Annotated in this window: 27 protein-coding genes and 3 tRNA genes; 17 read left to right on the top strand and 13 right to left on the bottom strand. The window is 59.1% G+C overall.

The window, feature by feature from the left end:
• Positions 1-22: 22 nt before the first annotated feature.
• The 4 genes from tyrS to anmK all read right to left on the bottom strand — a co-directional run bounded on the left by tyrS (position 23) and on the right by anmK (position 3,568).
• Positions 23-1,297 carry a tyrosine--tRNA ligase gene (gene tyrS, locus ACR6A7_RS20320; protein ID WP_434127064.1) on the bottom strand — a complete coding sequence of 425 codons (1,275 nt, stop codon included), beginning with the start codon at positions 1,295-1,297 and terminating at the stop codon, positions 23-25.
• A 137-nt stretch (positions 1,298-1,434) separates the two neighbouring features.
• A complete protein-coding gene (gene pdxH, locus ACR6A7_RS20315; RefSeq protein WP_434127063.1) occupies positions 1,435-2,091 on the bottom strand; it encodes a pyridoxamine 5'-phosphate oxidase in 657 nt (218 codons plus the stop codon).
• A 5-nt stretch (positions 2,092-2,096) separates the two neighbouring features.
• Entirely contained in the window at positions 2,097-2,435 is a 339-nt protein-coding gene (locus ACR6A7_RS20310) for an MliC family protein (protein WP_434127062.1), read from the bottom strand.
• 17 nt (positions 2,436-2,452) lie between these two features.
• On the bottom strand, positions 2,453-3,568 hold the full coding sequence (anmK, locus tag ACR6A7_RS20305) for an anhydro-N-acetylmuramic acid kinase (protein WP_434127061.1): 1,116 nt from the start codon (positions 3,566-3,568) through the stop codon (positions 2,453-2,455).
• A 278-nt stretch (positions 3,569-3,846) separates the two neighbouring features.
• Between anmK and slyB the strand changes: the two genes are divergently transcribed.
• Positions 3,847-4,314 carry an outer membrane lipoprotein SlyB gene (gene slyB / locus ACR6A7_RS20300; RefSeq protein WP_434127060.1) on the top strand — a complete coding sequence of 156 codons (468 nt, stop codon included), beginning with the start codon at positions 3,847-3,849 and terminating at the stop codon, positions 4,312-4,314.
• Between the two features lie 47 nt (positions 4,315-4,361).
• On the opposite strand, the gene slyA is transcribed toward slyB, so the two are convergent.
• Positions 4,362-4,799, bottom strand: a complete 438-nt coding sequence (gene slyA / locus ACR6A7_RS20295) for a transcriptional regulator SlyA (protein WP_434127059.1) — start codon at positions 4,797-4,799, stop codon at positions 4,362-4,364.
• A gap of 152 nt (positions 4,800-4,951) precedes the next feature.
• Between slyA and ACR6A7_RS20290 the strand changes: the two genes are divergently transcribed.
• Genes ACR6A7_RS20290 through ACR6A7_RS20280 form a run of 3 tightly spaced genes read left to right on the top strand, consistent with a single transcriptional unit; the run spans position 4,952 to position 8,059 of the window.
• On the top strand, positions 4,952-5,197 hold the full coding sequence (locus ACR6A7_RS20290) for a DUF1656 domain-containing protein (RefSeq protein ID WP_434127058.1): 246 nt from the start codon (positions 4,952-4,954) through the stop codon (positions 5,195-5,197).
• Positions 5,194-6,051 (top strand): efflux RND transporter periplasmic adaptor subunit, encoded by an 858-nt coding sequence (locus ACR6A7_RS20285; protein WP_434127057.1) that lies wholly within the window; start codon positions 5,194-5,196, stop codon positions 6,049-6,051. The genes ACR6A7_RS20290 and ACR6A7_RS20285 overlap by 4 nt, the downstream gene beginning before the upstream one ends.
• Positions 6,052-6,058: 7 nt before the next feature.
• Positions 6,059-8,059, top strand: a complete 2,001-nt coding sequence (locus tag ACR6A7_RS20280; RefSeq protein ID WP_434127056.1) for an FUSC family protein — start codon at positions 6,059-6,061, stop codon at positions 8,057-8,059.
• Here ACR6A7_RS20280 and ACR6A7_RS20275 read toward each other — a convergent pair whose 3' ends face one another.
• From ACR6A7_RS20275 to ACR6A7_RS20260, 4 genes are all read right to left on the bottom strand, one after another.
• Positions 8,060-8,527 carry a hypothetical protein gene (locus ACR6A7_RS20275; protein ID WP_434127055.1) on the bottom strand — a complete coding sequence of 156 codons (468 nt, stop codon included), beginning with the start codon at positions 8,525-8,527 and terminating at the stop codon, positions 8,060-8,062. It lies immediately after the preceding gene.
• A gap of 135 nt (positions 8,528-8,662) precedes the next feature.
• The gene (gene sodC, locus ACR6A7_RS20270) at positions 8,663-9,184 is read right to left on the bottom strand and encodes a superoxide dismutase [Cu-Zn] SodC (protein WP_434127054.1); all 522 of its coding nucleotides are present in this window, start codon (positions 9,182-9,184) and stop codon (positions 8,663-8,665) included.
• Between the two features lie 86 nt (positions 9,185-9,270).
• Positions 9,271-10,167 carry an aldo/keto reductase gene (locus ACR6A7_RS20265; protein WP_434127053.1) on the bottom strand — a complete coding sequence of 299 codons (897 nt, stop codon included), beginning with the start codon at positions 10,165-10,167 and terminating at the stop codon, positions 9,271-9,273.
• Positions 10,168-10,224: 57 nt separating this feature from the next.
• Positions 10,225-10,464 (bottom strand): DUF1289 domain-containing protein, encoded by a 240-nt coding sequence (locus tag ACR6A7_RS20260; RefSeq protein ID WP_434127052.1) that lies wholly within the window; start codon positions 10,462-10,464, stop codon positions 10,225-10,227.
• Positions 10,465-10,671: 207 nt separating this feature from the next.
• On the opposite strand from ACR6A7_RS20260, the gene eptA reads away from it, so the two are divergent.
• The 5 genes from eptA to rnt all read left to right on the top strand — a co-directional run bounded on the left by eptA (position 10,672) and on the right by rnt (position 15,392).
• On the top strand, positions 10,672-12,306 hold the full coding sequence (eptA, locus tag ACR6A7_RS20255) for a phosphoethanolamine transferase EptA (protein WP_434127051.1): 1,635 nt from the start codon (positions 10,672-10,674) through the stop codon (positions 12,304-12,306).
• Positions 12,307-12,345: 39 nt separating this feature from the next.
• A complete protein-coding gene (locus ACR6A7_RS20250) occupies positions 12,346-12,942 on the top strand; it encodes a TetR/AcrR family transcriptional regulator (protein WP_434127050.1) in 597 nt (198 codons plus the stop codon).
• 48 nt (positions 12,943-12,990) lie between these two features.
• Positions 12,991-14,088 carry an alkene reductase gene (locus ACR6A7_RS20245; RefSeq protein ID WP_434127049.1) on the top strand — a complete coding sequence of 366 codons (1,098 nt, stop codon included), beginning with the start codon at positions 12,991-12,993 and terminating at the stop codon, positions 14,086-14,088.
• A gap of 110 nt (positions 14,089-14,198) precedes the next feature.
• Positions 14,199-14,606: a lactoylglutathione lyase gene (gloA, locus tag ACR6A7_RS20240; RefSeq protein WP_033747448.1), complete on the top strand. Its 408-nt coding sequence runs from the start codon at positions 14,199-14,201 to the stop codon at positions 14,604-14,606.
• Between the two features lie 111 nt (positions 14,607-14,717).
• Complete coding sequence (gene rnt / locus ACR6A7_RS20235; RefSeq protein WP_434127048.1) at positions 14,718-15,392, top strand: ribonuclease T; 675 nt, start codon at positions 14,718-14,720, stop codon at positions 15,390-15,392.
• Between the two features lie 43 nt (positions 15,393-15,435).
• Here the strand turns inward: rnt and ACR6A7_RS20230 are convergent, their stop codons facing one another.
• Complete coding sequence (locus tag ACR6A7_RS20230; protein WP_179256429.1) at positions 15,436-15,771, bottom strand: Grx4 family monothiol glutaredoxin; 336 nt, start codon at positions 15,769-15,771, stop codon at positions 15,436-15,438.
• A gap of 362 nt (positions 15,772-16,133) precedes the next feature.
• Between ACR6A7_RS20230 and ACR6A7_RS20225 the strand changes: the two genes are divergently transcribed.
• Complete coding sequence (locus tag ACR6A7_RS20225) at positions 16,134-16,934, top strand: C40 family peptidase (protein WP_434127047.1); 801 nt, start codon at positions 16,134-16,136, stop codon at positions 16,932-16,934.
• A gap of 47 nt (positions 16,935-16,981) precedes the next feature.
• Here ACR6A7_RS20225 and cydH read toward each other — a convergent pair whose 3' ends face one another.
• A complete protein-coding gene (cydH, locus tag ACR6A7_RS20220) occupies positions 16,982-17,071 on the bottom strand; it encodes a cytochrome bd-I oxidase subunit CydH (RefSeq protein ID WP_094078480.1) in 90 nt (29 codons plus the stop codon).
• Between the two features lie 285 nt (positions 17,072-17,356).
• Here cydH and purR point away from each other — a divergent pair, with 285 nt between their 5' ends.
• Positions 17,357-18,382: an HTH-type transcriptional repressor PurR gene (purR, locus tag ACR6A7_RS20215; RefSeq protein ID WP_434127046.1), complete on the top strand. Its 1,026-nt coding sequence runs from the start codon at positions 17,357-17,359 to the stop codon at positions 18,380-18,382.
• Here purR and punR read toward each other — a convergent pair.
• Entirely contained in the window at positions 18,379-19,284 is a 906-nt protein-coding gene (gene punR / locus ACR6A7_RS20210) for a DNA-binding transcriptional activator PunR (protein ID WP_434127045.1), read from the bottom strand. The genes purR and punR overlap by 4 nt on opposite strands.
• A 120-nt stretch (positions 19,285-19,404) precedes the next feature.
• Between punR and punC the strand changes: the two genes are divergently transcribed.
• Positions 19,405-20,607 carry a purine nucleoside transporter PunC gene (gene punC / locus ACR6A7_RS20205; protein WP_434127044.1) on the top strand — a complete coding sequence of 401 codons (1,203 nt, stop codon included), beginning with the start codon at positions 19,405-19,407 and terminating at the stop codon, positions 20,605-20,607.
• Positions 20,608-20,915: 308 nt separating this feature from the next.
• Entirely contained in the window at positions 20,916-22,064 is a 1,149-nt protein-coding gene (cfa, locus tag ACR6A7_RS20200; RefSeq protein WP_434127043.1) for a cyclopropane fatty acyl phospholipid synthase, read from the top strand.
• Between the two features lie 43 nt (positions 22,065-22,107).
• On the opposite strand, the gene ACR6A7_RS20195 is transcribed toward cfa, so the two are convergent.
• On the bottom strand, positions 22,108-22,746 hold the full coding sequence (locus ACR6A7_RS20195) for a riboflavin synthase subunit alpha (protein WP_434127042.1): 639 nt from the start codon (positions 22,744-22,746) through the stop codon (positions 22,108-22,110).
• A gap of 193 nt (positions 22,747-22,939) precedes the next feature.
• On the opposite strand from ACR6A7_RS20195, the gene ACR6A7_RS20190 reads away from it, so the two are divergent.
• The 4 genes from ACR6A7_RS20190 to ACR6A7_RS20175 all read left to right on the top strand — a co-directional run bounded on the left by ACR6A7_RS20190 (position 22,940) and on the right by ACR6A7_RS20175 (position 24,755).
• Positions 22,940-24,313, top strand: a complete 1,374-nt coding sequence (locus ACR6A7_RS20190; protein WP_434127041.1) for an MATE family efflux transporter — start codon at positions 22,940-22,942, stop codon at positions 24,311-24,313.
• A gap of 200 nt (positions 24,314-24,513) precedes the next feature.
• Positions 24,514-24,590: transfer RNA gene (locus ACR6A7_RS20185), tRNA-Val, on the top strand.
• 3 nt (positions 24,591-24,593) lie between these two features.
• A tRNA-Val gene (locus ACR6A7_RS20180) sits at positions 24,594-24,670 on the top strand.
• A gap of 11 nt (positions 24,671-24,681) precedes the next feature.
• Positions 24,682-24,755 (top strand) — tRNA-Val (locus ACR6A7_RS20175).
• The last annotated feature ends 2 nt before the right edge of the window (positions 24,756-24,757 follow it).

The raw sequence follows: 24,757 nt of genomic DNA, 5'->3' as shown, positions 1-24,757 counted from the left end.
CCGGAAACCGGCCCTGAAGCGCTTACTGCCAGACGATCAGGCAGTAATGTTTTTTCCCGCGACGCAGCAGCGTGTAGCGGCCAAACAGCTTATCGCTCTCGCTGAAGCGGTACTCCGCGTCTGACTGCTTCTCGCCGTTGATAGCGACGGCGTTGGAGCCAATCATGGTGCGCGCCTGGCCGCGTGACGGCACCAGCTCGGCATTCACCAGCGCCTGCTGCAGATCGTCTTCCGCGCCCAGCTGCACGGTCGGCATGCCGTCCTGCGCCAGCTGTTCGAAGTCCGCTTCGGTCATGTCGCTCAGCGCGCCGGAGAAGAGGCTCTCGGTAATGCGCTTCGCCGCCGCCAGGCCCGCTTCGCCGTGCACCAGGCGCGTGACGCTCTCGGCGAGCACGTACTGCGCGCGCGGCGCTTTGCCGCTGTTCTTGTCTTCCTCTTCCAGCGCGTTGATCTCGTCAAGGCTGAGGAAGGTGAAGAACTTCAGGAAGCGGTAGACGTCGGCGTCCGCGGTATTGATCCAGAACTGGTAGAACTTATAGGGGCTGGTTTTCTTCGCATCGAGCCACACCGCGCCGCCTTCGGTTTTGCCGAATTTGGTGCCGTCGGACTTGGTGATCAGCGGCACCGTCAGGCCGAAGACCTGGTTCTGATGGAGACGACGCGTCAGATCGATACCGGAGGTGATGTTGCCCCACTGATCGGATCCGCCAATCTGCAGCGACACGCCGTGACGCTGGTTCAGCTCGGCGAAGTCGTAGCCCTGCAGCAGGTTGTAGGAGAACTCGGTAAAGGAGATCCCCTGGTCGTCGCGGTTCAGGCGCTGTTTAACCGCTTCTTTGTTAATCATTTGATTCACAGAGAAGTGTTTGCCGATGTCGCGCAGGAAGGTCAGCACGTTCATGCCGCCGAACCAGTCGTAGTTGTTGGCGGCGATAGCGCTGTTGTCGCCGCAGTCGAAGTCGAGGAAAGGCGCGACCTGACGGCGGATCTTCTCCACCCACTCGCCTACGGTTTCGCTGGTGTTGAGTTTGCGTTCTGCTGCTTTAAAGCTGGGATCGCCGATCAGACCGGTGGCACCACCCACCAGCGCGACCGGCTTGTGTCCGGCATCCTGAAAACGTTTCAGGCAGAGCAGCGGCACCAGATGGCCCAAATGCAAGCTGTCAGCGGTCGGATCGAAGCCGCAATAGAGGGCGATTGGCCCTTGCGCCAGTCGCTCTGCTAGCGCTTCCTCGTCCGTTACCTGGGCGATTAAGCCTCGTTCCTGCAATTGTTGTATCAGGTTACTGCTGGTCATCACTGACTCCAAATTGATCAGACTGCACCTATGCTGGTACACAGCTTTCCGCTGAGTGCGGAAGAAAAAAAAGAGGGCTATAGCATAAAGCGCTGGCGACTTCTGTGCCAGCGCTGAGAGAGGAGAAAAACGCTGTTTTACGGGGCTAAGCGGTCGATTTTCCAGCCGTTGTCGTCGCGCTGGTAGAGAAAACGGTCATGCAGGCGATGTTCGCCGCCCTGCCAGAACTCCATGGTATGAAATTTGACCCGGTATCCGCCCCAGAAGCTCGGCAGCGGTACCTCGCCCTGCTGAAATTTCTGCTTCAGCTCGAGGAATTTTCCCTCCAGCACGCCGCGCGCCGATATCCGGCTCGACTGACGCGATACCCAGGCGCCGATTTGGCTGTCGCGCGGGCGGCTATGGAAATATTTCAGCACCTCCAGCGACGACAGCTTCTCAACCTCGCCCAGCACCATGACCTGACGCTCCAGAAAGTGCCAGGGAAAGTGCAGCGAAATGCGCGGGTTACTGGCCAGCTGCTGCGCCTTGCGGCTGCCGAGGTTGGTGTAGAATACCAGGCCGCTGTCGTCGTAGTGCTTAAGCAGCACGATGCGCTGGTAAGGCTGTCCCTGATCGTCAACCGTTGCCACGGTCATGGCGGTGGGATCGGGCAGCTGCGCCTCGCACGCCTGGCGCAGCCAGGTTTCAAATAGCGCCAGCGGCTGGTCCGGCAGATCTTTGCGACGCAGCCCGCCGCGCGTATATTCGCGGCGCAGGCTGGCAATATCTTGCAGAGTGAAGTTTGCGCTCATATAGGTTACTCAAAATGAACAGGCTGGTTGGCTGGCTGCAATTGACAGTCGTTAACGACGATTTTATCGTCACGTTCGATAAAGGCAGTGTCGCCTTTGGTCCAGAATACATATTTTTCGTCGCTGTCGCTGTAGCGCGCGCCTGAGGCGGAGATCGCCCGCTTCAGCGTTAGCGGCTGGCCGTCCATGATAAAGCTGACCTGCTCGCTGGCGTTGTCGAGCGTGACGGTCAGCGGCAGGGTGCCGCAGCGGTAGTGCAGCGTTTGCGGCCCTTCAGCCTGCTTATGCAGCAGACCGCAGCCGCTCAGCAGCAATGTGGCGACAAGCATTAACCCCTGTTTCATCGTGATTCTCCTTACTGTCAGTAGAGCGGATTAGCTGGATAGATAGCGCCGAGCACGCTTTTTGCCGCCGCGCCGGTCACGGCGGGCAGATTGCCGGGCAGACCGGAGAGCGTGCGGCTGGCAAGCCAGGCGAACGCCAGCGCCTCCATATCGTCGCCGCGAATGCCCGCAGCGTCGGTGGTGGCCACTTCGGTTCCTGCCAGCAGCGCGGCGAGGCGTGCCATCAGCAGCGGATTGCGGCCGCCGCCGCCGCACACCAGCAGCCGGTCGCAGCCGTCGTTAAGCTGCACCTGATGGGCGATGGTGACGGCGCTCAGCTCGGTCAGCGTCGCCTGCACGTCCTGCGGCGCCAGGCCTGGGAAAGTTTGCAGCTGACGCTCGACCCAGCCCAGATTGAAATATTCGCGCCCGGTACTTTTCGGCGGCGGCAGCGCAAACCAGGGATCGCGCAGCATCTGCTCCAGCAGCGCGGGCACCACGCTGCCGCTGCGCGCCCAGCTTGCGTCCTGGTCGAAAGGCCTGCCCTGGTGGCGCCAGATCCATGCGTCAATCAGCATATTGCCGGGGCCGGTGTCGAAGCCGCGTACCGGCTGACCGGGGATCAGCAGCGAAAGATTGGCGATGCCGCCGATGTTCAGCACCATGCGGCGCTCCACCGCATCCATCAGCAGCGCCTGATGAAATGCCGGCACCAGCGGCGCCCCCTGCCCGCCCAGCGCCATATCGCGGCGGCGAAAGTCGCCAACCACGGTGATACCGGTGGCGGCGACAATCTGATTATTATCGCCAATTTGCAGCGTATTTGGCGCCTCGCTTTGTGGTTCATGCCAGACAGTCTGCCCGTGACAGCCGATGGCGACGATATCGCCCGGCTCCAGCGCCTCGCGATGCATCAGGGCTTTGACCGCGTCAGCGAACAGCCGGCCAAGGCGCGTATCGAGCTGGCCGAGCTGCGAAAGCGTCAGCTGCTGGCCCTGGCTGATCGCCAGAATCTGCTGGCGCAGCTCGCCCGGCATCGGATGAGAATAGCTCGCCTGCTGCGCCACCATATGCTCATCAATGGCGGCCAGCACCACGTCAACGCCGTCCAGGCTGGTGCCTGACATAACGCCGATATAACGTCCTGATTTCATTCCTGGTCCTTACTGGGTGGCGGAAGTGCGATTAACACCCCTCAGTCTGGCAAATTATCGCGCCCGATTCGACGATTACCTGAGGTTTTCCCGACTTTAAGCAACAAATAACCTTGCGCAACTTTTTTTCGCCCTTAGTTGAATTTTTGTTGATCGCCAATAGTCTATGCTTGGCTTCAACCTGTTTTACTCAGACTAAGATTAATTTGCTTTGTGTCTTATACTGTTTGCAGGATTTCGCGATACACATGGCGCATTGCTTAAGAAAGGAGTTACAAATGATCAAGCGTTTCGTTGCTGTCGCACTGGCTGGCATTACGCTGGCTGGCTGCTCAAATACCAGTACTCTGTCAGGCGATACCTACAGTGCCAGTGAGGCTAAGCAGGTTCAGAGCGTGTCTTACGGCACGCTGGTCTCGGTCCGTCCGGTTAAGATTCAGGGCGGCGATGACAACAACGTGATCGGCGCTATCGGCGGCGCGGTGCTGGGCGGCTTCCTCGGCAACACCATCGGCGGCGGCACCGGACGCAGCCTGGCCACCGCAGGCGGCGCGATCGCCGGCGGCCTGGCGGGCCAGGGCGTTCAGGGCGCAATGAATAAAACCGACGGCGTCGAGCTGGAAATCCGCAAGGATGATGGCAATACCATCATGGTGGTGCAGAAGCAGGCGGCCAGCCGCTACTCTGTCGGGCAGCGCGTCGCGCTGGCGTCTAACGGGAGCCAGATCACCGTTTCGCCGCGCTGATCGCATCGCCTCAGCAAAAAAAAACCGACGCCGCGGCGTCGGTTTTTTTATTTTTCCCGATTCTGTAGCTCGAGAATGTTTTTCTCCAGACGGGCGATAAGGGTCACCATCTGGTTGATCTCGTCGCGGCTGATGCCGGCAAGAATATCGTCGCGCGTGGCGTCGATCACGCTCTCAACCTGCTCAATAATCGGCTCCGCCTGACGCGTCAGCTTGATGCGCTTCGCGCGGCGATCGTTCGCGCAGGTCGAGCGGGTAATCAATCCTTTCTCTTCCAGTTGATCCAGCGTGCGCACCAGCGACGGCTGCTCGATGCCGATCGCTTTCGCCAGCTGAATCTGCGACTGCTCCGGCGGCAGCTGATGAATGTTGTGCAGCGTGACCCAGTGCGTCTGCGTCAGCTCAAGCGGCTTCAGTCGCTGATCGATCAACGCGCGCCAGATGCGCACCAGGCGAGACAAATCCGTTCCAAGGGGCGTATCCATTTCATCTCCTTATAATTAGCTTGCTAGCTATCAAGCCAGATTTTACACTATTCTGCGAGTTTAAAGGACAAATTACAAACCCCGGGCAAAGCCCCAACGGCTCATCTACGCTTTTTGAGACCGGTGCCAGGGTAATATCAGAAGGACGATGCGTGGCTATTTTTCCCTTTCATGCGGCTGGGCCCCTGACCGACCTGGTGTTCGGCGCCTCGCTGTTTTTTCCGCCGCTGTTTAAAGCGGTCCTGCTCGGCTTCTTCTTCTGGCTTATTCTTCATCCGCTGCTGCGCGGCTGGATCTACTCGGGGGATATCTGGCATCCAACGCTGCTGGATCTCTCGCTTTTCGTACTTTGCGTCGCCGCCGCGCTTTTTCTGCTGGCACAGGGATACGCACCATGAAATTCAATGCAGTGAAATATTTTTCCACGCTGATCGTCTTCGCGGCCGCCCTGCTGGCGGGCTGGTGGATGTGGAACTACTACATGCAGTCGCCCTGGACGCGCGACGGCAAAGTCCGCGCCGAGCTGGCGCAGGTGACTCCGCAGATTTCGGCGCGCATCGTCTCGCTGGCGGTAAAGGATAATCAGTTTGTGCATCAGGGTCAGACGCTGCTGACCCTGGATAGCGTGCCCTGGCAGATTGCGCTGGATAACGCCGAGGCGCAGCTGGCGAAGGCGCAGGCCGACCTGGCGAAGGCGCAGCATGAAGCGCGCCGCCGCGCCAGCCTGCCGCGCAACGTGATTTCTGCCGAAGATCTCGACGCCGCGCAGCTGAACGCCGCGTCGATGGCGGCCAGCGCTAAAGCGGCGCAGGCGGCGCTGGACCAGGCGCGCTGGAATTTGCAGCAGACCACCGTGACGGCGCCGACCGATGGCTGGATCAGCAACCTGACGCTGCGCGTCGGCGACTATGCCACGGCGGGCACGCCGCTCTTCGCGCTGGTCGACAGCCACTCTTATTACGTGATGGGCTATTTTGAAGAGACCAAGCTACGTCACATTCGGCCTGGCGCGCCGGCGCAGATTGTGCTTTACAGCAACGGCGCGCGCCTGCAGGGCGAGGTAGAAAGCATCGGCCGCGCTATCTACGACCAGAGTATCGACAGCGACAGCGGCCTGGTGCCGGATATCAAGCCAAACGTGCCCTGGGTGCGGCTGGCGCAGCGCGTGCCGGTGCGCATTCGCCTGGCGCAGATACCGGATAATGTGCCGCTGGTGGCGGGCACCACCTGCTCTGTCGCCATCCAGCCGTGAGCGCGCGATGAATCTGCACTGGCTGGCGTGGGACCAGCTTCCCTGGGTGAAGGCTGACGCCGGTCAGTGGCGCTATGCGCTGCGCAACGCCATCGCCATGTGCCTCGCCCTCAGCATCGCCTATGCGCTCGATCTGGATGAGCCCTACTGGGCGATGACTTCGGCGGCGGTGATCAGCTTTCCTACCGTCGGCGGCGCAATAAGCAAAAGCCTTGGCCGCATCGTCGGCAGCCTGATGGGCGCAGGCGCCGCGCTGCTGATCGCCGGCCATACCCTCAACGACCCCTGGCTGTTCACCTTTTTTATCGCCGGCTGGCTGGCGTTCTGCACCGGCATCGCCAACCACTATCAAAATAACGTGGCCTACGCCTTTTCGCTGGCGGGCTATACCGCGGCGATTATCGTGTTCAGCAGCGTCGACCTGACCGATGCGACGAATCTCTGGGATCTGACGCAGGCGCGCGTCTGTGAGGTGATTTCCGGCATTCTGTGCGCCGGGTTTATGATGATGGTGCTGCCGAGCACCTCGGACGGCGAGACGCTGATCGCCTCGCTGCAGAAGATGCACGCTCGCCTGCTGGAGCACGCCGGGCTGCTGCTGCAGCCTACCGAGGTCGATAAGGTGCGTGCCGCCCATGAAGCGGTGATTAGCCAGATTCTTACCATGAACCTGCTGCGCATCCAGGCGTTCTGGAGCCACTACCGCTTTCGCCGCCAGAACAACGTGCTCAACTATGTGCTGCACCAGCAGCTGCGCCTGACCAGCGTGCTCTCCAGCCTGCGTCGCATGCTGCTTAACTGGCCCGACGCGCCGCAGCCGCTCTATGACGCCATCGATGCCCTGATGCAGGAGCTGGCGAGCGTGCAGTGCGACAAATACCGGCTGGCGCAGATCCTGCGCAGCATCACCCCCGCCGCCGACGGCGATTACCGCCAGCGCGCCTTTTGTCAGCGGCTGCGCGACTTCTGCTGGATGTATCTCAACGTTAGCCGCTGGATCCGCCTGCTGGCGCGCGCCGACGCCGATACCCGCTTTCAGCCGCCGCCCGTGCCCGCGCTGGCGCGGGAGAGCGACAGCGCCGAAGCGGGCTGGAGCGCGCTGCGCACCTTTTGTGCCGTAGTGGCGGGCTGCGCCTTCTGGATCACCACGCAATGGTCGGCTGGCGCGGCGGCGCTGACCCTGACCGCCATCGCCTGCGTGCTCTACTCATCTGCGCCCTCGCCCAGCGGCAGCGTCACCCTGCTGCTGAAGACCCTGCTCTGGCTGTCGCTGTTCAGCTTTGTGATGAAATTTGGCCTGATGGTGCAGATCTCCCAGCTGTGGCAGTTTCTGCTGTTTCTGTTTCCGCTGCTGCTGACGCTACAGCTGTTTAAGCTGCAGCAAAAGCAGCGCGCCGCGCTCTGGGGCCAGTTTATTGTTTTTATGGGTTCGTTTATTGCGGTGACCAACCCGCCGAGCTGGGATTATGCCGACTTCCTCAACGACAATATCGCCAAAGTGTGCGGCGTGATGCTCGCGTGGCTGGCGTTTCAGATCCTGCGCCCCAGCTCCGACGCGCGACGCAGCCGCCGTCATATCCGCCGGCTGCGCATGGCGTTCCTCGACCAGCTCCGCCGCCGTCCGCGCCTGAGCGAGAGCCGCTTTGAATCGCAGATTTACCATCGCATCAGCCAGCTGAGCAGCAGCCGAGACGAGCAGGCGCGCGTCTGGCTGCTGCGCTGGGGCGTCGTGCTGCTCAACTGTTCGCATATCGTCTGGCAGCTGCGCGACTGGCAGCCTGCGTCCACCACGCTGGCGCAGATGCGCGAGGCGAGCCTGGGCGATTTGCAGCGCATCATCAGCGCGCGCGGCGTGCGGCACAGCTCGCTCGATCAGACTCTGACCCGGCTTGAAGAGACGATTAGCCAGCTGGTGGCGGCGGGCGATACAGAGGCGAATACGCTGGCGGGTATTTTATGGCGGCTGCGCTGTTCACTGGCGCAGCTGAAACAGGCGGTGCCAGAATAGCTATTTGCAGTACTGCAGCTGCTGACGGTCAAAATCGGCCTGCAGCTGCGTCAGAGTCTTACGCTGCTCGAAACGGGTTTTATCGTTGGTGGACATCGGCTCAATCACCAGCTCGCGCTCTTCCGGCGAGTAGATGAAACGCCGCCGGATTTCGCTGCCGGTAAAACTTTTGCCGATAATGCTGCCGCACACCATGGTCATGCTGGTGTGGTAGATCGCCGTTTGCTCGAAGTTGGTTTCGGTGGCGCTGCGCAAGACAGACTGACAGCCCTTCTCTTCAAGCCGCTTACGTACGCTGTGGCTCAGCCGCTCGCGTCCTTTCGCAATATCCTCACACTCGGCACGCGCCGGGCTGGCGTCGATGGTGCGCTGAAGCTGACGTCCTGCTTCAGTCCTGAGCTGGGTTTCATTGGGTTGATCGCAGCCCGCCAGCAACAGACAGAGCAGCAGCGCGCCCGTTTTCTTCATTCCTTTTTCTCCTTTGACCGCACCAGATGAAAGTGTCCAGAATCAGCATCATAGGCGGTAAATCATCAGGAGAACATAGCCGTAAACTAAACAATAATGAAACGGCCCCGTCAGGAGCCGTCGATAAACTCACGATCAGATCACGCCACAGGCGTAGCGCCCGCCGCCGCCGCCAAGCGGCTGCGGATGATCGGCGTGATTATCGCCACCGATATGCACCATTAACGCCTTGCCCTTAATCTCATCCAGGGATTTCAGCCGCGGTGCCAGCACCGGCTGGTCGGCGCTGCCTTTTTCATCGACGTAAATCGCCGGTAAATCGCCGAGGTGGCCCTCGCCCCAAGGGCCAAGGTGCTTACCGGTTTTTTGCGGATCGAGATGGCCGCCCGCCGCGCCCGCCGCCACCGTTTTGCCTTCAGACACGCCCGGCTCGCAGCTGCCGTTGGCGTGAATATGAAAACCGTGTACGCCAGGCGTCAGGCCGCTCAGCTTCGGCGTAAACGTCAGGCCATATTTTGTCTGCGCGATATCGACCGTGCCGATCGCTTCGCCAATGCCTTCGGCGCTCACTTTGTGCAGGGTGACCTCTTGCGCCAGCGCATTGCCAGCCAGGCCGCTGCTTAGCGCGAACAGACATGCTAAAACCGATTTTTTCATTATCGCTTGCCTCTTTTCTCCCACAGGGTGTGATAAGCCTGGCCGCAATTTTCAGTCTCCGCTGCAGTTTGACACAGCTTTACGCTTCAGGGCACATCGTAGCCCAGCGCCGCTTTGCGGATGCGGAACCACTGCTGGCGATCCAGCGTAACCTTCAGCGCCGCCACCGCTTCGCTGACGCGCTCAGGATTGCCGGAGCCGATAATGGGCAGCGGCTGGCTCGGCAGCATCAGCACCCAGGCGTAGACCACCTGCGCCAGGCTGGCGGCCCCGGTTTCAAGACGCACCTGTTCCAGTTCGTCGCGCAACGGCTGATAGTGCGGATCCTGAAACAGCTCGCCACCGCCCAGGCAGGACCATGCCATTGGCCGCAGGCGCAGCTGCTGGCACTGATCGAGGGTGCCGTCCAGCAGGACATTTTGCTGAATCGGCGAGATCTCCACCTGATTGGTGACCAGCGTAAAGGGCAGACGCGACTGCAGCAGCGTGAACTGCGACGGCGTAAAGTTGGATACGCCGAAGTGCAGCACTTTACCGCTCTGATGCAGCGCCAGAAACGCCTCGGCCACCGCATCGGCATTCATCAGGGGATCGGGACGATGGATCAGCAGCAGGTCGAGCCGGTCGGTAGCAAAATGACGCAGCGAGTTTTCCGCGCTTTGCACGATATGCGCTTTATCGGTGATGTAGTGTCCAATGCGATGTTCCGGCTTCGCGCGCGTGGCGATGCCGCATTTGGTGACGATCTGCAGGCGATCGCGCAAGCCGGGCGACAGCTTCAGCGCTTCGCCGAAGGCGGCTTCGCAGCGGTAGTCGCCATAGATATCGGCGTGATCGACCGTGGTGATGCCTGATGAGAGATGATGTTCGATAAAGCTGACGCGCTGCTGCGGGGTCATTCCCCACTCCATCAGGCGCCAGTACCCCATAATCAGCGGAGAGAACGCGGGGCCCTGCGGCGAGATCTGTTGCGCTTGTAGCATAGTGATATCCCTGTGTTTGCTCATTCAGTCAGAGTCAGGGAGTATAACGAAAAGCACTCAGAACAGGGATGGCTGCTGTGGCCCGGCATCCTCTTCCGGTTTCTGCGAGCGCAGCAGCCGCAGGCGGCGCTGATAGCACAGGCGCAGCACGTCGCGCTTCTGCGCGTCGCTGAATTTCATCCAGTTGAAGCGCTCTTCCCGACTGCGCAGGCAGCCAAGGCAGTAGCCGCGCGCATCTACCTGGCAGATGCCGCGACAGGGACTGGGTACCGGGAAAAATTCAAGTTGCTCCGCCACAGGATCTCCACATCGCTGATTATCTCTTTTAAAGATAGCTCAAGGCGCGCGCCTTTCTCGCTGCTGCCTGCGCGTCTCGTCACTAAATGTCACTAATTAGTTTGGTTAAACAGATAATCCCGGGCATAGTGTTGAGCTTTTGTTAAGGTTTGCCCAGGTTATCCTCTTTATTCTCTTTTGGCGATCATTTGTTTTTACTGGATACTCATGCGGTTGAAAAAGTTACGCTGTCACGAAACCACCTTTAATCTGGTGGTTTCCCTGTTCTTCGCGCTGGTCCTGAACGGTCTGTTTCTGTTCCGTGCCTGGGAGCGTATTCCTTATACGTCTCTGCACGACTATATCTTCGCTGCCAGTTTGCCTGTGGTGCTGACGGCGGCGTTCGGCCTGATCTTTAACCTGGTCGCCTGGCCATACCTGCGCAAGCCGCTGCTGGCAGTGCTGATCCTGACGAGTGCGGCGGCGAACTACGTTATGTTTAGCTTCGGCACCGTTATCGATACCAATATGGTGCAGAACGTTTTTGAAACCGACCTGCAGGAATCCACCGCGCTGCTGAGTCGTAACGCCGTTATCTGGCTGATGCTGATGGGTGTCGTGCCGACCATCATCATCTTCCTGACGCGCTTCAAACGTCGCAAATGCTGGTGGATGAATCTCGCCTGGCGCGCGCTGTTTATGGCGGTGTCGCTCGGGATTATCCTGCTGATGGCGCTGCTTTTTTATAAGGATTACGCCTCGCTGATCCGCAATAACAAAGGGCTGGTCAAAATGGTGACGCCCGCCAACATCGTCAGCGGCGCTGGCCACTACGTCAATAACCGCTGGATGAAAGGCAGCCAGGCCTGGGTCCATATCGGGCAGGACGCGCATAAAGGTCCCGTCATTACGGCAGAGCAGAAAAAAACGCTGGTGGTGCTGGTCGTTGGCGAAACTGCCCGTGCGGAAAACTTTTCGCTGGGCGGTTATGCGCGCGAAACCAACCCGCAGCTGAAAAAACAGAACGTCATTTACTATCCGCAGGCGACCTCGTGCGGCACCGAAACCGCCATCTCCGTGCCCTGCATGTTCTCTAATATGCCGCGCGCCCACTACGACGCTAATCTGGCGCATCATCAGGATGGCGTGCTGGATATCCTCGGTCATGCGGGCGTCAGCGTGCTGTGGCGCGAAAACGACGGCGGCTGTAAAGGCGCCTGCGATCGCGTGCCGCATACCGATATGACGCTGTGGAAGCTGAACGCCTGGTGCCAGGACGGATCTTGCCTCGACGACGTGCTGCTGCACCGGATGGATAATTATGTCCATAGCCTGAATAATGACGGCATTATCGTGCTGCATCAGATGGGCAGCCACGGTCCCGCCTACTATCGCCGCTATCCGCCGCAGTTCCGCCAGTTTGCCCCGACCTGCGACAGCAATCAGATTCAGGATTGCGATCATCAGGCGCTGATAAATACCTACGATAATACCCTTCTCTACACTGACGATATGGTGAGCCGCACCATCGATATGCTGAAGGGACTGAGCGATCGCTTTAACGTGGCGCTGGTCTATCTCTCCGACCACGGCGAATCGCTCGGCGAACACGGCATGTATCTGCACGGCGCGCCCTATCTGTTTGCGCCGTCTCAGCAGACCCATATTCCTTTACTGCTGTGGATGTCAGACGACTACGCTAAAACCTACGGCATTGATCAGGCCTGTCTGCGCAAGCAGGCGCCTTCGGCTACGGTATCGCAGGACAACCTGTTTCATACGCTGCTGGGAATGTTCAACGTGCAGACCAGCGAATATCAGCCGCAGCTCGATATGATCAGAACGTGCCGAAAAGTGGGCTAAGCGTTGCATCTGACCGATCGGTCTACTACCTTAAGCGCCATGAACAAGACGCAGCAACGCACCGAAACCCGTGAACAGCTGCTCGCCACCGGCGAGCAGCTTTGTCTGCAGCGCGGTTTCACCGGAATGGGACTCAGCGAGTTGCTGACGCAGGCGGAGGTGCCGAAAGGCTCCTTCTACTACTATTTCCGCTCGAAAGAGGCGTTTGGCGTGGCGCTGCTGGAGCGCTACTTTCTCCATCTGCATCAGCAGGTCGAGGCGCGGCTGCAGCATGGCGAAGGCACGCCGCGCGAGCGGCTGCTGGACCATTTTCGCCAGGCCGAGCAGCTGTTCAGCGAACAGGGACATATCGTCGGCTGTCTGGCGGTGAAGCTCTCCGCGGAAGTTTGCGATCTCTCCGAGCCGATGCGCGACGCCCTGCAGCACGGTGCCGGTCGCATTATCGCGGCTTATACGCACACGCTCGAAGCGGCGCTGCGGCAGGAGAGGATGACGCTGCCCTACGCGCCGCGCGAGATGGCGGAAGTGATCTATATTTTGTGGCTGGGCGCCAGCCTGCAGAGCAAGCTCTCCCGCGAGCCACAGCCGCTGCGCCTGGCCCTCAGCACTCTCGAACAGTGGCTGCAAACCCACTGATTTTAAAAACGCCGTTTTATAGCAGACCGGTCTACTACAGGAGTTGTTATGGCAAGTACCCAGCTGTTTAGCCCGCTTAAAGTGGGTGCGATTACCGTACCAAACCGCGTATTTATGGCGCCGCTGACGCGTCTGCGCAGCATTGAGCCGGGCGACATTCCAACCCCGCTGATGGGCGAATATTACCGTCAGCGCGCCAGCGCCGGCCTGATTATCACTGAGGCGACGCAGGTTTCTTTCCAGGCGAAAGGCTACGCTGGCGCGCCGGGCCTGCATACCCAGCAGCAGATTGCCGCCTGGAAAGCGATTAACGCAGGCATTCACGAGGCGGGCGGCCACAGCGCCGTTCAGCTATGGCACACCGGCCGCATCTCGCACAACAGCGTGCAGCCGGAAGGCAAAGCGCCTGTCGCGCCCTCGGCTATCGCCGCCGGCACGCGCACCTCGCTGCGCGCGGAAGACGGCAGCGTCTATCGTGAAGAGACCTCGACGCCGCGCGAGCTTACGGTGGCCGAGATCAAACAGATTGTGGCGGATTTCGGCCAGGCGGCCGCTAATGCACGCGAGGCGGATTTCGATCTGCTGGAGCTGCACTCAGCGCACGGCTACCTGATGCATCAGTTCCTGGCGCCCGACTCCAACCGACGCACCGATGAATATGGCGGCAGCATTGAAAAACGCGGCCGCTTTGCGCTGGAAGTGGTCGACGCCGCCATCGCCAACTGGTCCGCCGACCGCGTCGGCATTCGCGTTTCGCCGATCGGCAGCTTCCAGAATCTGGACAATGGCCCTGAGGAAGAGAAAGCCGCGCTGTGGTATATCGGCGAACTGGCGAAGCGCAATATCGCCTACCTGCACCTTTCCGAGCCGGACTGGGCGGGCGGTAAGCCCTACAGCGAGGCCTTCCGCGAACAAGTGCGCGCGCGCTTCCCGGGCGTGATTATCGGCGCGGGCGCCTACACCGTGGAGAAAGCAGACAATCTGATTGCGCGCGGCCTGATTGACGCCGTGGCCTTCGGCCGCGACTTTATCGCCAACCCCGATCTGGTGGCGCGTCTGCAGCAGGACGCCCCGCTCAATCCGCAGCGCCCCGAAAGCTTCTACGGCGGCGGCGCAGAGGGCTATACCGATTACCCGACGCTTTAAGCGCGACGCTGGCGTGACAACGGTTACGCCAGCGGCCGTTTTTGCTATTTTCACCGCTATACTTAGCGTTTGAGTCATCAGACGATGACGATTTCATAAAAGAGGATGTTATGCGTTTACTTCACACCATGCTGCGCGTTGGCGATCTGCAACGTTCTATCGACTTCTACACCCGCGTTCTCGGCATGCGCGTGCTGCGTCAGAGCGAAAACACGGAGTATAAATATACGCTGGCCTTCGTGGGCTATACCGAAGAGAGCGAAGGCGCAGTGATCGAGCTGACCTATAACTGGGGCGTGGACAGCTACGATCTCGGCAACGCCTACGGCCATATCGCGCTGGGCGTCGATGACGTAGCGGCGACCTGCGACCGCATCCGCAACGCGGGCGGCAAGGTCACGCGCGAAGCGGGTCCGGTGAAAGGCGGTTCAACCATTATCGCCTTCGTCGAAGATCCGGACGGCTACAAGATCGAGCTGATCGAAAATAAACACGCCGGTCACGGCCTGGGCAACTAAGTTTGCCGCTTCAGTCTGCACGCTGCGGCAGGCTGAAGCTTTCCCTTCTGCTGCACCCTCCTCTTTTTTTTGCCATAATGCGCGCTGCCTATTTTCTGCTATGAGATGCTGATGTCTGAAACGAACTCCCTGAACGCGCTGAATCAACGTTTCCGAGGTTTCTATCCTGTGGTGATCGATGTCGAGACCGCAGGCTTTAACGCGCAGACCGATGCGCTGCTGGAGATCGCCGCCACCACGCTGAAAATGGACGAAGAGGGCTGGCTGCACCGCGACCAGACGCTGCATTTCCACGTCGAGCCTTTCGAAGGCGCGCTGCTTCATCCGGAGGCGCTGGCGTTTACCGGCATCGACCCCAGCAACCCGCTGCGCGGCGCGATTAGCGAATATGAGGCGCTGCACGCTATCTTCAAAATGGTGCGCAAAGGCATCAAAGATCACCACTGTAATCGCGCCATCATGGTGGCGCACAACGCCACCTTCGATCTCAATTTTATGATGGCCGCCGCCGGGCGCGCTGGGCTGAAGCGCAACCCCTTCCATCCCTTTGCCACCTTCGACACCGCCGCGCTGAGCGGGCTGGTGCTGGGGCAGACAGTGCTGGCAAAAGCCTGTAAAGCGGCAGGCATGGATTTTGACAGCACCCAGGCGCACTCTGCGCTCTACGATACCGAGCAGACGGCAACGCTGTTCTGCGAGCTGGTAAACCGCTGGAAACGGCTGGGCGGCTGGCCGCTGCCGATGGCAGCGAGCGACGACGCGGAAACGGCGCCGGAGCAGGCGTAAAAAAAAGGCCGACTTGCGTCGGCCTTTTCAATTGCGCGGATTTTTATTCCGCTTCTTTGTGCTTTTCTGCTGTCTCTTTAATCAGCGACTGCAGTTCGCCGCGCTGGAACATCTCGACGATAATATCGCAGCCGCCAACCAGTTCACCGTCTACCCACAGCTGCGGGAAGGTCGGCCAGTTGGCATATTTCGGCAGCTCGGCGCGAATATCAGGGTTCTGCAGAATATCCACGTAAGCAAAGCGCTCACCGCAGGCAGAGAGCGCCTGCACCGCCTGTGCAGAGAAACCGCAGCTTGGCAGTTTCGGCGAGCCTTTCATATACAGCAGGACCGGGTTTTCTGCGATCTGGCGCTGAATTTTTTCTACAGTACTCATAATTGCCTTCCTTAATTCCCTACTTCGTGTTTGTTTATTGTAGCGACTTCGCCCCGTCCCTGAAAACGACAATTTCTCGCTTGTCGGGTGAAACCGCCATGTTTGTTAAGTTCTTTAGTAAAGATCTGATTTTTTCTGACGATAATCAAAACTTAAGCTGTTCATATCTGGTAATAACTTTGCTGCTATAAGCCGCTGAAATTGCTTATTTTAAACCCAACTGCAACCCTGTAACAGTTTAATAGAAAAATGGCTTAACTTTTGAAAAAAACCTGGCTTAGAATGGCCCCGGCGCTGATCTCCGATCAGATTTTTCTAACCTCGTTACGGCCTGTTGTCGTAACCGCTAACCCTGTAACCGGACTATGCGATTACTGATTACGCTCTTTATATTAGCTTTCGCGCAGCTGTTCATGAACATCGCTTCGGCTTCGCCGCAAGCGCCGGTTAACGCCAGCCTGCACAAGGCAGAGAAAAAAAGCGCGCGCGAAGATGAGCGCCGCAAACGGCGACCGGTCAAAACCAGCGCGAAAAAAGCGCGCTCTTCTACTGCGCAAAAACTCAAACTGAAAAAGCAGAAGAAGATTGAAACGGCTAAGCTTTCCGCTTCCGCCGCCGACACGAAAAAAACCCTGAAATCCTCTCGCAAACGCTATGGCCGCCAGCGCACGCTGACCACCGCAAAAGCCACTCCTCTCACGCCGCTGGATGCCGACGCCACTTCCACCCTCAAAATGAGCAAGTCCCATCGCCTGCGCTACCAGAAAGCACGCGAAACGGCGATGACCAAGCTGATGGGTCAGCTCGGCAAACCTTATCAGTGGGGCGGTACGTCACCGCACACCGGTTTCGACTGCAGCGGCCTCGTCTGGTACGCCTATAAAGACCTGGTAAAATTCAGAATTCCGCGCACCGCCAACGAAATGTACCATCTGCGCGACGCTGCGCCGGTGAAGCGCGAGTCGCTGGAGAAAGGCGATCTGGTCTTCTTTCGCATCAACGGCCGCGGCACCGCTGACCACGTCGGGGTTTATCTCGGCAACGGCAAATTCATTCAGTCGCCGCGCACTGGTAAAGATATCCAGATTAGCGGGCTTTCGGATGATTACTGGCAGCGTCACTACATCGGCGCGCGCCGGGTGATGACGCCGAAAACCATTCGCTAAGCGCCATAAAAAAACCGGGATAATCCCGGTTTTTTTATGGCTGTCTGTTAGTGCATGACGGCGGTAAAACTAAAGGCCACAATCATCAGCAGTGCCGCGCCGGTGGTCATCAACGCCAGTTTTAAATCGGTGCTCATTACCTCTCCTTATCCTTACAATTGTCAGGGTCTTGTGTGATTTTCCCATAGTTGCCGGTAAAAATCTCGTTTTATCCCGCAAGCCTTGTTAGAATCCCCGGCTCTGTTGCGCAACTGACGCAACGCCCGTGCCGTTCGCACGCAACAGCCCCTGTTTTGTCCTGCCCAGTGAGTATTTCACCGACAAAAACTGTAGCGAATTAACAGAAAACTCTCTTAGCGGACGCAAACGTTTAACATTATGCTTATCAGTAGCTTATTGATAAGTTCTGGAGTCTCTTTTTAATGGCAACAATCAAAGATGTCGCGAAGCGCGCGGGTGTCTCCACCACCACCGTTTCTCACGTGATCAATAAAACGCGCTTCGTTGCGGAAGAGACGCGCAACGCCGTCTGGCAGGCGATTCAGGAATTACACTATTCGCCCAGCGCTGTGGCGCGCAGCCTGAAGGTTAACCACACCAAAACGCTGGGGCTGCTGGCTACCTCCAGCGAAGCCCCCTATTTTGCGGAAATCATCGAAGCGGTTGAGCATCACTGCTTCGAGCGGGGCTATACCTTAATTCTCGGCAACGCCCACAACGATCTGCAGAAGCAGCGCGCCTATCTGTCGATGATGGCGCAGAAGCGCGTCGACGGCCTGCTGGTCATGTGCTCCGAGTATCCGGACGATCTGCTGAAGATGCTGGAAGAGAACCGCAATATTCCGATGGTGGTGATGGACTGGGGTGAATCGCGCGGCGACTTTACCGACACCGTGCTCGACAACGCTTTTCAGGGCGGCTATCTGGCGGGACGCTATCTGATTGAACGCGGCCATCGCGATATCGGAGCGATTCCTGGCCAGCTGGAGCGCAACACCGGCGGCGGACGCCACGCGGGCTTTTTGCAAGCGCTGGAGGAAGCGGGCATCTCGGTGCGTCCCGAGTGGATCGTACAGGGCGATTTCGAGCCGGAGTCGGGCTACCAGGCGATGCAGCAGATCCTGCAGCAGAAGCAGCGCCCGACGGCGATCTTCTGCGGCGGCGATATTATGGCGATGGGCGCGATCTGCGCCGCCGACGAGATGGGCCTGCGCGTGCCGCAGGATATTTCGGTGATCGGCTATGACAATGTGCGCAACGCGCGCTACTTCACGCCGGCGCTGACCACCGTGCATCAGCCGAAAGCCGAACTGGGCGAGAAGGCGCTGGAGATGCTGCTCGATCGCATTACCAGCAAACGCGAAGTGTCGCAGACCATCGAAGTGCGTCCTACGCTGATTGAGCGCCGCTCAGTCGGCGACGGCCCGTTCCGCGACTATCGCCGTTAATCCTCGCTTAACCACTCCTGGTTGAGCGTTTGCGCATCGCCGAGATAGCTGAGCAGCCAGCTGAGCGCCGGCGATGCGTGCGCCTCCGACCAGCTCACGCAGCAGGGGCTTTCCGGAAAAGGCGCAGGCAGCGCCAGCTCTGCCAGCTCGCCCTTATCCAGCAGCGGCCGCGCCAGATGGCCCGGCATCATCGCCACGCATAAGCCATCCAGTACGCACGCCAGCCCCGCCTGCCAGTCCGGCACCACCAGACGCCGCTGGTTGTCCAGCGTCCAGGTCATGCGGCGCGGCAGCGCGCGCGAGGTATCCTCCAGCACCAGCGATGGCCAGGCGCGCAGCGCATCGTCGTCGAGCTGCGGCTGGTGCGTCAGCGGATGGTGGCGCGCCACGACGCAGCGCCAGTTCAGCGCCCCCATATCGCGAAAGGAGAAGCGCCCGCCGACCGGGATCGCCTGAGTGGCGCCGATCGCCACCTCAACGCGCCCGTCGGCCAGCGCGTCCCAGACGCCGTTAAACACCTCATAGCTGATGTGCAGTTCCATATCGGGAAAGTGGCGATAGAAATCAGTCACCAGCTGGCGGCTGCGCGGCAGCTTCACAATGCGATCGACGGCGATGCTAAGCTGCCCGCGCCAGCCGTTAGCCAGCTGCTGGCACTGCCTGCGGGTGGCGAGCATTTTTTTGATAACCTCGCGCCCTTCACGCACAAAATGCTCGCCAGCGGCGGTCAACGCCACGTCGCGATGCTGTCGCTCAAACAGCGGCACCGCCAGCCAGGTTTCCAGCTGACGCACCGTATAGCTGACGGCAGAGGGCACGCGATGCAGCTCCTGCGCGGCGGCGCTGAAACTGCCGGTGCGCGCCACGGCGTCTACCACCTCAAGCGTATATTCGGACCACATGCTTTTTCCTTTCAAAAATTTTCACAGCACTCTGCAAATATTAACGTTTCACAGTAACGGGCGCACCCTTTTACACTCTGCCGCGTTTAACCTGCCTGTCGAAATATGAGAGTAAAAATCATGCTGTCATCAAAAGGATTTCTGCCCTACCTCGCTCTGCTCAGCATGCTGGGCTTTCTGGCGACCGATATGTATCTGCCCGCCTTCGGCGCGATGCAGATCAGCTTTAATACCTCGCCCGGCATTATCAGCGCCAGTATGAGCCTCTTCCTGGCGGGCTTCGCCATCGGCCAGCTTTTCTGGGGCCCGCTTTCCGACCGCATCGGCCGCAAACCGGTTCTGCTGATGGGGCTGGGGTTATTCGCGCTTGGCTGCGCCGGCATGCTGTGGGTGGAGAATGCGGTGCTGATGCTGGCGCTGCGCTTTGTTCAGGCCATCGGCGTCTGCGCCGCGGCGGTGAGCTGGCAGGCGCTGGTGGTAGATCGCTACCCACGCGCGCGCGCTAATAAGGTGTTCGCCACCATTATGCCGCTGGTGGCGCTTTCGCCCGCGCTGGCGCCGCTGCTCGGCGCCTGGCTGATTAGCCATTTTCACTGGCGTTCGATCTTTCTGGTGCTGACGCTGACCGGCGTGGCGCTGATGCTGGTCACGCTGCGCCTGCCCGCCAGCCGCCCGGCGGCCAAAGAGGCGAGCGAGCAGCCCGGCTTTTTCTCGCTGCTGCGCTCCGGCGTCTATGGCGGCAACGTATTGATCTATGCCGCCTGCTCCGCCAGCTTTTTCGCCTGGCTGACCGGTTCGCCCTTTATTCTCGCCGATGCAGGCCTGACGCCGGCGGATATCGGCCTGAGCTATATTCCGCAAACCATCGCCTTTCTGCTGGGCGGATTTGGCTGCCGCGCGCTGCTCAACCGTTTTGGTGGCGCGCAGCTCCTCCCGTTGCTGCTGGCGCTTTACAGCCTGAGCGTGGCGACGCTGTTCGCCGTGGCCCTCGGCGGAAGCCACAACCTGATTGCCCTGCTTGCGCCCTTCTGCGGCATGGCGCTGGCGAACGGCGCGATCTACCCAATCGTGGTGTCGAATGCGCTGCTGCCCTTCCCGCACGCCACCGGTAAAGCCGCGGCGCTGCAGAATACCCTGCAGCTTGGCCTCTGCTTCCTTGCCAGCCTCGCGGTCTCCGCAGGTTTACAACAGCCGCTGCTGATGACTACGCTGATTATGGTCGCCACTATCGCGCTGGCGATAGCGGGCTACGTCTGGCAGCGACGCGCCAGCGCACAAATGGATATTGTCCGCGTTACCACTCCCTGCCAGGATAATCACTAAGGCAACTTTTATAGTTAGCGCCCTAACAATAAGTCGTTGAATACTGACCTGGTTGAGCATATACTCAATCGGGTCAATAAATCTGCAACAAATCAATAACATAATTGTTCTATTATTAGGCGAGGCTTATCGCCCGGATGGTGACTGCGCGCGCGTTTCCTGCTGCGTCAGACCCCGATTTTTAGATCCAATCCTCTGTAAAACGTCGGATATCAGGCGCACGGAGCAATCCGTGACATTTCTCACAGGACTTGAGAAATTGACTATTCTTTTTCTCAGGTTCAACGCGGACAGGTGATGGAGAAGCTATGAGTTCATCGTTAATAGAAGAAGTGAGCCTTGAAGAAAACCACTGGTATCGCATTGTCCACGAAATGCTGGAAAAAGCGGACATCGAAATCAACGGCAGCCGCCCCTGGGATATTCAGGTTAAACAGCCTGACTTTTTTAAGCGCGTGATTCAGGAAGGCTCACTTGGTCTTGGCGAAGCTTATATGGATGGCTGGTGGGAGTGCGAACGGCTGGATATGTTTTTTCACCGCGTGCTAAAGCACAAGCTGGACCAGCAGTTGCCGCACCACTTCAAGGATACGCTGCGCGTGGCCGCCGCGCGTCTCACCAACCTACAGTCGAAAAAACGCGCCTGGATCGTGGGCAAGGAGCATTACGATCTCGGGAATGACCTCTTCTCGCTGATGCTCGATCCCTATATGCAATACTCCTGCGCCTACTGGAAAGAGGCCGAGACGCTGGAGCAGGCGCAGGAAGCGAAGCTCGATATGATCTGCCGCAAACTGCAGCTGGAGCCGGGCATGACGCTGCTGGACATCGGCTGCGGCTGGGGCGGCCTGGCGGAGTATGCCGCTCGCCACTACGGCGCGGTGGTGCACGGCGTGACCATTTCGGCAGAGCAGCAAAAACTGGCGCAGCAGCGCTGCGAAGGCCTGGACGTCACTATTCTGCTGCAGGATTATCGCGATCTTAACCAGCAGTTTGATCGTATCGTTTCGGTGGGCATGTTCGAGCACGTTGGCCCGAAAAACTACGCCACCTACTTCGACGTGGTGGACCGCAACCTCAAGCCGGACGGACTGTTCCTGTTGCACACCATTGGCGCCATCCGCACCGATATGAATGTCGATCCCTGGATTGATAAATATATTTTCCCCAACGGCTGTCTGCCGTCGGTGCGCCATATCGCGGATGCCAGCGAATCTCATTTCATTCTGGAAGACTGGCATAATTTCGGCGCCGATTATGACACCACGCTGATGGCCTGGTATGAGCGCTTTCTGCAGGCGTGGCCGCAGCTGAGTGAAACCTACGGCGAACGGTTTAAGCGCATGTTCAGCTACTACCTTAACGCCTGCGCCGGTGCCTTTCGCGCTCGCGATATTCAGCTGTGGCAGGTGGTATTTAGCCGCGGCGTAGAAGGCGGCCTGCGCGTCGCGCGCTAAGCCGCGGTGAAGAATAAGGCGCCCGGAGCGCCTTTTTTTACGCTTATTCGACGTCAGGACGCAGCGCGGCGGCTTCGCGCTGCGCCAGCACGCGCTCAACGGTATCGACGATCGCCTGCGTGTGCGGATCGATTTCGATATTGACGCGGTGCCCCAGCTTTTTCGCACCCAGCGTCGTGCGCTCCAGGGTTTCCGGGATCAAATAGACGCAAAATTTGCTTCTGGTCACTTCTCCTACCGTCAGGCTAATGCCGTCAATACCCACGAAACCTTTATGCAGAATATATTTCATCTGCGTCGGGTCCTGAATTTTAAACCAGATTTCGCGGTTATTTTCCGACTGGATAATTTTGCAGATTTCCGCAGTGGTCATAATATGGCCAGACATCAGGTGGCCGCCGATCTCATCGCTGAATTTCGCCGCGCGCTCAATATTGACAACGTCGCCTTCCTGCAGGTCGCCTAAATTGGTGACGCGCAGCGTTTCTTTAATCAGATCGAAACTGACGCGATTGCCTTCAACGGCCGTCACCGTCAGACAGCAGCCGTTGTGCGCTACCGATGCGCCCAGCGCCAGCCCCGGCAGCAGCTCTTCCGGCAGCTCTGCGACATGGGTGCGAAACAGATCTTTTTCTTCAATGGACACAATCTTTGCGGTGCCCTGCACAATTCCGGTAAACATAGTTTTGGCCTCTGCGAAGTTTGCTCTAGCTTACCACAGCTTAGCGCGCGGATATTATTTCCGCGTCGCGTCCGCTTTACAGCCGCAATATAACGCACGGCGTGACAAAACTTGGTGAATCCTGTTAATGCCGCTACACTAACCGCGCATTTCTCTGGGATTACTCCCCTTTTCTTTTTTAACAGGTGTTAACGTGCAGAAGTATTTAACAGAAGCGCGTCAATTGCTTGCCCTTGCGATTCCAGTCATCCTTGCTCAGGTGGCGCAGACTGCAATGGGGTTTGTAGATACCATCATGGCCGGCGCGGTTAGCGCCACGGATATGGCCGCCGTCGCAGTCGGCACCTCTATCTGGCTTCCGGCCATTTTATTCGGCCATGGTCTTCTGCTTGCATTGACGCCAACCGTTGCGCAACTCAACGGCTCCGGCCGCCGCGAACGTATCGCTGAACAGGTTCGCCAGGCTTACTGGCTGGCCTTCTTCGTTGCCATTCTGATTATGGCAGTTCTGTGGAACGCCGGTTACCTCATTCGCGCCATGCAGGATATTGATGAACAGCTGGCGCTGAAGGCAGAAGGCTATCTTCACGCTCTGCTGTGGGGCGCGCCCGGCTACCTCTTTTTCCAGGTAATGCGCAACCAGTGCGAAGGGCTGTCGAAAACCAAACCCGGCATGGTTATGGGCTTTATCGGCCTGCTGGTCAATATTCCGCTTAACTGGATATTTATCTACGGCCACTTCGGCATGCCGACGCTGGGCGGCGTGGGCTGCGGCGTGGCGACCGGATCGGTGTACTCGGTGATGTTCCTGGTGATGCGGCTGTGGGTGCGACGCATGGGCGCCATGCGCGATATTCGCATGCGCTCCCGCTGGTCGCCGCCATCGCGCGCCGTGCTGCAGCGTCTGTTTTCACTCGGCCTGCCGGTCGCGCTGGCGCTCTTTTTCGAGGTGACGCTGTTTGCCGTAGTGGCGCTGATGGTGTCGCCGCTGGGTATCGTCGACGTGGCGGGCCATCAGATCGCGCTGAACTTTAGCTCGCTGATGTTCGTGCTGCCGCTGTCGCTTGGCGTCGCCACCACTATCCGCGTCGGCTACCGGCTGGGCCAGGGCTCGGCTGAGCAGGCGCGCGTCGCGGCCTGGACCGCCCAGGGCGTCGGCGTCTGCATGGTGGCGATAACCGCGCTGCTGACCGTGACCTTTCGCCATCAGATCGCTCTGCTCTATAACGACAACCCGGAGGTGGTCGCGCTGGCGGCGCAGCTGATGCTGCTGGCGGCGATCTACCAGTTCTCCGATTCGATTCAGGTTATCGGCAGCGGCATTCTGCGCGGCTATAAAGATACGCGCTCGATCTTCTTTATTACCTTTATCGCCTACTGGCTGCTGGGACTGCCCAGCGGCTATACGCTGGCGATGACCGACTGGATAGTGCCGCGCATGGGCCCGGCGGGCTTCTGGTGCGGGTTTATTATCGGCCTGACCTCGGCGGCGATCATGATGCTGTGGCGCATTCGCCGCCTGCAACAGCTCCCTGCGCAGGTGATCCTTGCGCGTGCAGCGCGCTGAGAGAGACGGTCGAAGGTGAGAGGGGAGCGTCGACGCCCCCTCTCCTGCGCGCTGAGCGCGTCTTTAACGCCCTGTTACGTTTAAAAAAACGACGCATAGCGCAGTTGCTGGTCAGTCAGTATCAAAAAAGCGTTTTTCCCCTTGCCAGCGTTGCGGCGTGTCGTTAATATTCGTCCCCGCTGTCGCCCTGACAGCGTGTTGCGCTCTTAGCTCAGTTGGTTAGAGCACCACCTTGACATGGTGGGGGTCGATGGTTCGAGTCCATTAGAGCGCACCAAGTGCGTCCGTAGCTCAGTTGGTTAGAGCACCACCTTGACATGGTGGGGGTCGGTGGTTCGAGTCCACTCGGACGCACCAAATTTCTGAATGCGCTCTTAGCTCAGTTGGTTAGAGCACCACCTTGACATGGTGGGGGTCGATGGTTCGAGTCCATTAGAGCGCACC

The sequence above is a fragment of the Pantoea phyllosphaerae genome (assembly GCF_051025595.1).
Lineage (GTDB): Bacteria > Pseudomonadota > Gammaproteobacteria > Enterobacterales > Enterobacteriaceae > Pantoea.
Note: the sequence above shows the minus strand (reverse complement) of the source record. Positions and strands in the feature narration are given on the sequence as shown.

What these genes read in the sequence shown, in the direction of transcription:
- tyrS (WP_434127064.1), bottom strand. Translation starts at nt 1,297, where the DNA reads ATGACCAGCAGTAACCTGATACAACAATTGCAGGAACGAGGCTTAATC.
- pdxH (WP_434127063.1), bottom strand. Translation starts at nt 2,091, where the DNA reads ATGAGCGCAAACTTCACTCTGCAAGATATTGCCAGCCTGCGCCGCGAA.
- ACR6A7_RS20310 (WP_434127062.1), bottom strand. Translation starts at nt 2,435, where the DNA reads ATGAAACAGGGGTTAATGCTTGTCGCCACATTGCTGCTGAGCGGCTGC.
- anmK (WP_434127061.1), bottom strand. Translation starts at nt 3,568, where the DNA reads ATGAAATCAGGACGTTATATCGGCGTTATGTCAGGCACCAGCCTGGAC.
- slyB (WP_434127060.1), top strand. Translation starts at nt 3,847, where the DNA reads ATGATCAAGCGTTTCGTTGCTGTCGCACTGGCTGGCATTACGCTGGCT.
- slyA (WP_434127059.1), bottom strand. Translation starts at nt 4,799, where the DNA reads ATGGATACGCCCCTTGGAACGGATTTGTCTCGCCTGGTGCGCATCTGG.
- ACR6A7_RS20285 (WP_434127057.1), top strand. Translation starts at nt 5,194, where the DNA reads ATGAAATTCAATGCAGTGAAATATTTTTCCACGCTGATCGTCTTCGCG.
- ACR6A7_RS20280 (WP_434127056.1), top strand. Translation starts at nt 6,059, where the DNA reads ATGAATCTGCACTGGCTGGCGTGGGACCAGCTTCCCTGGGTGAAGGCT.
- ACR6A7_RS20275 (WP_434127055.1), bottom strand. Translation starts at nt 8,527, where the DNA reads ATGAAGAAAACGGGCGCGCTGCTGCTCTGTCTGTTGCTGGCGGGCTGC.
- sodC (WP_434127054.1), bottom strand. Translation starts at nt 9,184, where the DNA reads ATGAAAAAATCGGTTTTAGCATGTCTGTTCGCGCTAAGCAGCGGCCTG.
- ACR6A7_RS20265 (WP_434127053.1), bottom strand. Translation starts at nt 10,167, where the DNA reads ATGCTACAAGCGCAACAGATCTCGCCGCAGGGCCCCGCGTTCTCTCCG.
- eptA (WP_434127051.1), top strand. Translation starts at nt 10,672, where the DNA reads ATGCGGTTGAAAAAGTTACGCTGTCACGAAACCACCTTTAATCTGGTG.
- ACR6A7_RS20250 (WP_434127050.1), top strand. Translation starts at nt 12,346, where the DNA reads ATGAACAAGACGCAGCAACGCACCGAAACCCGTGAACAGCTGCTCGCC.
- ACR6A7_RS20245 (WP_434127049.1), top strand. Translation starts at nt 12,991, where the DNA reads ATGGCAAGTACCCAGCTGTTTAGCCCGCTTAAAGTGGGTGCGATTACC.
- gloA (WP_033747448.1), top strand. Translation starts at nt 14,199, where the DNA reads ATGCGTTTACTTCACACCATGCTGCGCGTTGGCGATCTGCAACGTTCT.
- rnt (WP_434127048.1), top strand. Translation starts at nt 14,718, where the DNA reads ATGTCTGAAACGAACTCCCTGAACGCGCTGAATCAACGTTTCCGAGGT.
- ACR6A7_RS20225 (WP_434127047.1), top strand. Translation starts at nt 16,134, where the DNA reads ATGCGATTACTGATTACGCTCTTTATATTAGCTTTCGCGCAGCTGTTC.
- cydH (WP_094078480.1), bottom strand. Translation starts at nt 17,071, where the DNA reads ATGAGCACCGATTTAAAACTGGCGTTGATGACCACCGGCGCGGCACTG.
- purR (WP_434127046.1), top strand. Translation starts at nt 17,357, where the DNA reads ATGGCAACAATCAAAGATGTCGCGAAGCGCGCGGGTGTCTCCACCACC.
- punR (WP_434127045.1), bottom strand. Translation starts at nt 19,284, where the DNA reads ATGTGGTCCGAATATACGCTTGAGGTGGTAGACGCCGTGGCGCGCACC.
- punC (WP_434127044.1), top strand. Translation starts at nt 19,405, where the DNA reads ATGCTGTCATCAAAAGGATTTCTGCCCTACCTCGCTCTGCTCAGCATG.
- cfa (WP_434127043.1), top strand. Translation starts at nt 20,916, where the DNA reads ATGAGTTCATCGTTAATAGAAGAAGTGAGCCTTGAAGAAAACCACTGG.
- ACR6A7_RS20195 (WP_434127042.1), bottom strand. Translation starts at nt 22,746, where the DNA reads ATGTTTACCGGAATTGTGCAGGGCACCGCAAAGATTGTGTCCATTGAA.